General features: G+C 39.1%; 6 protein-coding genes. 3 read left to right on the top strand and 3 right to left on the bottom strand.

The annotated features are described in order from the left end of the window. Positions 1–864 precede the first annotated feature (864 nt). The 3 genes from HMPREF3093_RS06520 to HMPREF3093_RS06510 all read right to left on the bottom strand — a co-directional run bounded on the left by HMPREF3093_RS06520 (position 865) and on the right by HMPREF3093_RS06510 (position 3,130). The gene (locus HMPREF3093_RS06520) at positions 865–1,485 is read right to left on the bottom strand and encodes a hypothetical protein (protein ID WP_070756193.1); all 621 of its coding nucleotides are present in this window, start codon (positions 1,483–1,485) and stop codon (positions 865–867) included. Then, positions 1,478–1,996, bottom strand: coding sequence for a Panacea domain-containing protein (locus tag HMPREF3093_RS06515; protein WP_070756192.1), 519 nt, complete (start codon positions 1,994–1,996; stop codon positions 1,478–1,480). The genes HMPREF3093_RS06520 and HMPREF3093_RS06515 overlap by 8 nt, the downstream gene beginning before the upstream one ends. A gap of 366 nt (positions 1,997–2,362) precedes the next feature. Beyond that, entirely contained in the window at positions 2,363–3,130 is a 768-nt protein-coding gene (locus HMPREF3093_RS06510; RefSeq protein WP_070756191.1) for a LytR/AlgR family response regulator transcription factor, read from the bottom strand. A gap of 232 nt (positions 3,131–3,362) precedes the next feature. Between HMPREF3093_RS06510 and HMPREF3093_RS09725 the strand changes: the two genes are divergently transcribed. The 3 genes from HMPREF3093_RS09725 to HMPREF3093_RS06505 are packed head-to-tail and all read left to right on the top strand — an operon-like array spanning position 3,363 to position 4,589. Then, positions 3,363–3,695: a hypothetical protein gene (locus HMPREF3093_RS09725; protein ID WP_143227677.1), complete on the top strand. Its 333-nt coding sequence runs from the start codon at positions 3,363–3,365 to the stop codon at positions 3,693–3,695. An 11-nt stretch (positions 3,696–3,706) separates the two neighbouring features. Then, positions 3,707–4,045 (top strand): hypothetical protein, encoded by a 339-nt coding sequence (locus tag HMPREF3093_RS09720; RefSeq protein WP_143227676.1) that lies wholly within the window; start codon positions 3,707–3,709, stop codon positions 4,043–4,045. Continuing rightward, the gene (locus HMPREF3093_RS06505) at positions 4,038–4,589 is read left to right on the top strand and encodes a hypothetical protein (protein ID WP_143227675.1); all 552 of its coding nucleotides are present in this window, start codon (positions 4,038–4,040) and stop codon (positions 4,587–4,589) included. Before HMPREF3093_RS09720 ends, HMPREF3093_RS06505 begins: the two co-directional genes overlap by 8 nt. The last annotated feature ends 35 nt before the right edge of the window (positions 4,590–4,624 follow it).

The raw sequence follows: 4,624 nt of genomic DNA, 5'->3' as shown, positions 1-4,624 counted from the left end.
AAAAAAACACCCCACACAGAGTGTAGGGTGTTCCACAAACGTTGATATATCGCTGATAATTAACGTTTTGAGAATTGGCTAGCTTTACGAGCTTTCTTAAGACCTGGTTTCTTATGTGCCAATTTATCATGCGTTGTCATGCGGTTTTACCCGCATCATATCTACATTATATCTTCAAAGTAATCGCTATTTACCACCTGTTATTGGCAGTCAGGTAAGGTAAATGGTAAGGTAAGCAAGCACTTAGTCGTAAGACATACCGTCTAACAAACAATATAATCTCAACTGCAATATACTAAGCCATCCGCTAGGCTAGAAAAGAAGACTTACTCTAGGTGCCACATTCGTGGCGCCTTTTTGTTTTGGCTCCAACTCATTCCCCTCAGCGCAGCCGGTCATCGGCGCGTTCCCGGCTTCATTGCTAGCGCAATTACGCTCGACCACCAATGCCCGGCTGCGCTGAGGGGAATGGCGACAAATCAGATTTAGTGAGCGCCATGATGAGTACGTGTCCATTTTGTTTCTCATTATTTTAATCGCTATACCGTATTATACTTTTGTACTAACTCTCACCTTCAAACACTTAATTACCCAAATCTACTCCCTATTTGTTCTGGAATTGAGTGTCTTTTATAATTTCAGGGAAATAACTCTCCTTTCGGCATACTAAAACTAAGACTCCACCGCTATAAAGTACCTGCCCCGTCCACACGTTATTAATCGTTCCCGTGTTCATTGAATAGTTGGCCTCCCTCGAATCAATGAATTCAGTACTTTGCCCACCTCAAACTTGTCTTATTAAAGCCAATAGTAATCGCCAACTACTAAGATAAACAATAAAAGAAGGTGGTAACCACCTTCTTATCAGTTCTTGATACATTTACTTAGGCACAGATGACAGCCACTATGCTTTTGGTAAGTTTGTTTCATCATCACAGCTTTATCTACTCCCTTGTGCTTACTTGGTAAGAACAAGTGATATGGATCTAAAAAAATAATCTTAAACGCATGCTCATTAGTATCTCTGTATGCAACAACTCTCGCTGCACCAGAAGTATCTTGAATAGAGTCCGCAAAATTACTTACTACCCTGTACTTTACTAGGTGATCTAGCTCTTGAGTATCATCCAGCCCAAAGTAGTGACTTAAAATTTCCTTTTCTCTGACATGCTTATTACGAAGTTTTACTGGGCTAGGGTCTTTTAAAAATTCAAAACTAGCATCCTCATTAAATCTCTCAATCATTGTTTGAGCATAGAAATCTCTATCTATTTTATCATCTTTTACGAAATTTATAAAAAATTCGTTAGGTAAATTTACAGAATTCTTAGCGCCACTATCATACCATTCAACTGAATAATCTTTTTCAGGTATGTTTAAATTATTTGCAACTCGCTTTTCACCAACGTTGGTAACCCCAGCGGCTAACCCCGGGCTCTGAACTTTGCTTTCTTGTTTTAATCCTGGAACACTAAAATTACTCATAGTTTTTCTTGTATTCTTCTATGATAGCATCCCGATTCATCTTAATGAACTTGGTACCTTCTACGAACTTACTCTTCCATGCCTCATCTTGATGCGAACGATTAACAAGAGCAAAATCACTCATGTCGTTAATTTGTACAAGTACCTCATCTAGAAATTTCAGGACATCCCTATCATAGTCAGCACCTTCGAGTTCACTGTCTTTACCGTACTCGTCATACTCACCATTTTTCTCTGCCGCATATATTCTTTTGATTACAGGGCCATATCTCCATGCCTCAAACTGTTCATCAAATAAATATTTTGGATATTTCTTATCTACCCCAGTTAAGTTTTCCCCATTTTCTGAATCACTTTCAAGGCTACCATATGTCGCTCCATAATATGCAAACAAGAAATATAATGCTTTCTGAAGTCGGATAACAGATATATTTTGATTCGATGCATAAATCATTTTAATTAAGTCATTTACATTCTCAAAAAAATACTCTTTTACAGTTTCCTCACTCATAGTTATCTCCCCTCCTAGTACATTTTATTATACCACACCCATCCAATCAGTGCGATTAAAGTTTAATGTGTTTTACAATTTTACTTTTTAAGTCCTATAACTAACCCTCTCCGCATTATCGCTAATACCTCCGGGCAGGAAAATTGCTAACCTACCCCAAACTACCAAACCCATAGCAATCACATGTTTGTATTCTTCTTTGTGCTTATTCAGAGTATGCTTAGCTAGCAGCTACTACCCTTAATCTTCATATAAGTGGCACTTCTTGGCATCGCTCCGGGTAATCAGGGGATGTGTGCAACTTTATCCGTATTAACCGTAAAGTTCAGATTAGTCGCTCCTTGCCGAATTTCAACTACTCATCATTCACGACTGGAGTGCTCGTTTTACAGAGAGCAGGTATCGCGTTGCGATATAAGCACTACGACTATCAGAGAGAGTCAATAATTTGCCACCCAATTGCGCGGTAGACACATGATGAAGATTTACAACTTCAGAGCGACTAATACGTATAAACTGCTGGGGCATTTTTGACAATACACCGCTTAGCGTACCATAAAAACTGTATTTTCTTTCTGTGGTCCACATTGTAATTTGATGCGCTTCGGGACCTGTTTCAAATGAGATTATCTTAGGAAACGGGATAGAATAAACATTCCCATTTTGCTTATACGTGAAAGCTATTTTTCCAGGATGATTCGTTAACAATCTTTGATAAGCGACGGTGAGGGCATCGATTATTCGGGTAGCCAAGGCAGAATAAGGGGCTAAATACGATTCTGTGCAGTCCTTTATGATAAAATCTAGGGCTTGAATCTTATTACTTGCTACCTTATAAATACCGTTTGGGTGTTTAGAGATATAAATAATTTTGGCTAAATCGTCTTTGTCTCGTATTTCTTTACCTAAAAGAACACCATCGAAATCTTTCAATATATCAATAGATAAAAAGAAAATCCCAGAAATCGAATAATCATTCATAGTCCTAAGCAATTCATGCGGTTGATCACCTTCATACGCAATTGTTAAGGGTGGATCTGATATCATGAAGAAATGCGATAATAGTGAAGTAAGCCTCTGACGGTCTTTAATATCTGGTTCACATATAAAGATAGGGATTTTAGTTTGCTTCATAGGTTTACCCCCTATGTTATTTCAAGTGAAGAATGCTTAATTTGATAACGTTTAGGACGTAAAATATTACGTTCAGGAAAAAAAGCACCTCAAAATATTACTCCTAGTATATAATGAAAACAAAATTAAATCAAGAGGTGATTAAAATGAGCTATAGATGATAAATTTCTAAATGTTTGTAGTTGTTCAACCATGTTGCTTTCCATGTTTCGCTGAAGAAAGGGTGTTTAAATTGAAAAAAGTATTATATCTATCGTTTTGCTTATTAGCCCTTATTACATCTAATCATTCTCTAACAGCTTCAGCAGAAGCTCTACCAAACGAAGATGCTTCTCTTAATGTTACTACTCAAAATATTCGAAGAATGTGGAAAACCGGCTATTTAGTTTGGGGCTATGGGCCATATACTATCTATTTTAATGATGGGTATTTCCATGGCTACTTGCAAAGAAAATCTTATGTCGCAGCAGCAAGCCTAGGCAATTGGTCTGAATACGAGGGATGGGTTTACCCTGTCAGAAGTCCATTGCCTATGCCAACAAGAACTGATTTATTGGATGAGTGAGGTGCAATAAAATGAAACGATTAAAATTCATCTTCTTAGGGTTGACCGTGTTCTCAATGTTTTTTGCCCAGAATGTTTATGCGCAAACACCTAGTCAAACCGACGAGCAAGTATTGTCATATACTAAATACAAAACAGTTGAAGTTCTACTTGGGTATGGTGAATATCCATATTCATATCAATACTATTACAGTTATAATGACGGAGTTTATCAAGGAACGCTGTCCTTTAGATATTTAGAGCGGCGACCAGGATTAGGAGGAAGAAATTATGCATGGTATGCAGTTTACAACGGAGTTGTTTCAACAGGTTGGCATCTCTTGCCGAACCAAACGGAAGTTAGTGAGTAATATAGTAGCAACTTTCCTGCTAGTCCTATCCTTTCTCACGCCTAGTCTAGCCCTGGCTCAGTCTAATGCCTTGTCAGGGACTTATCAAGCGCAATCTGCCCATCTCGTTAAGAAGGTAAGTGTCACGGACACCGGTATGGAGCTTGAGATTGATGCTGAGCAACTAGCTAAGCAAAGTCAAGCCTTCCAAACTTTAATGACCGTCAACCAGCGAGCGCTAGCTAAGAAGATTAAACCCGGCATGACTAGCCAGGAAATCGAGAAAACGCGCCAAGAACTGGGGCTGGATGTGGCCGCCTATCAGAAAGCCCTAGGCCAAGAAGTAGAACCAGATAAGATGGTAGAAGTCCTGGAGAATCAAGTGTCCGGTCTCTACGCCCATGTTAGAGAGACAGGGACCATCTATCTGCGGCTAACTAAGCCAGAACTGAGCCAGTCAGAAGGCACTATTCGGGTTCGCTTACTGGGTGAAGAAGTCCTGACCTTGACTGAGGTCTCAGAAAAGGGCTTTAAGTTGGATCAGGTTTCCTTTGTTAAGGAATAATCTCTTAAGCACCTTGCCTGAGGGCAGGGTGTTTT

The sequence above is a fragment of the Abiotrophia sp. HMSC24B09 genome, from assembly GCF_001815865.1.
Classification (GTDB): domain Bacteria; phylum Bacillota; class Bacilli; order Lactobacillales; family Aerococcaceae; genus Abiotrophia.
Note: the sequence above shows the minus strand (reverse complement) of the source record. Positions and strands in the feature narration are given on the sequence as shown.

Bases quoted from the DNA above. Each gene is read 5' to 3' on its own strand.
- HMPREF3093_RS06520 (WP_070756193.1), bottom strand. From the start codon at position 1,485: ATGAGTAATTTTAGTGTTCCAGGATTAAAACAAGAAAGCAAAGTTCAG.
- HMPREF3093_RS06515 (WP_070756192.1), bottom strand. From the start codon at position 1,996: ATGAGTGAGGAAACTGTAAAAGAGTATTTTTTTGAGAATGTAAATGAC.
- HMPREF3093_RS06510 (WP_070756191.1), bottom strand. From the start codon at position 3,130: ATGAAGCAAACTAAAATCCCTATCTTTATATGTGAACCAGATATTAAA.
- HMPREF3093_RS09720 (WP_143227676.1), top strand. From the start codon at position 3,707: ATGAAACGATTAAAATTCATCTTCTTAGGGTTGACCGTGTTCTCAATG.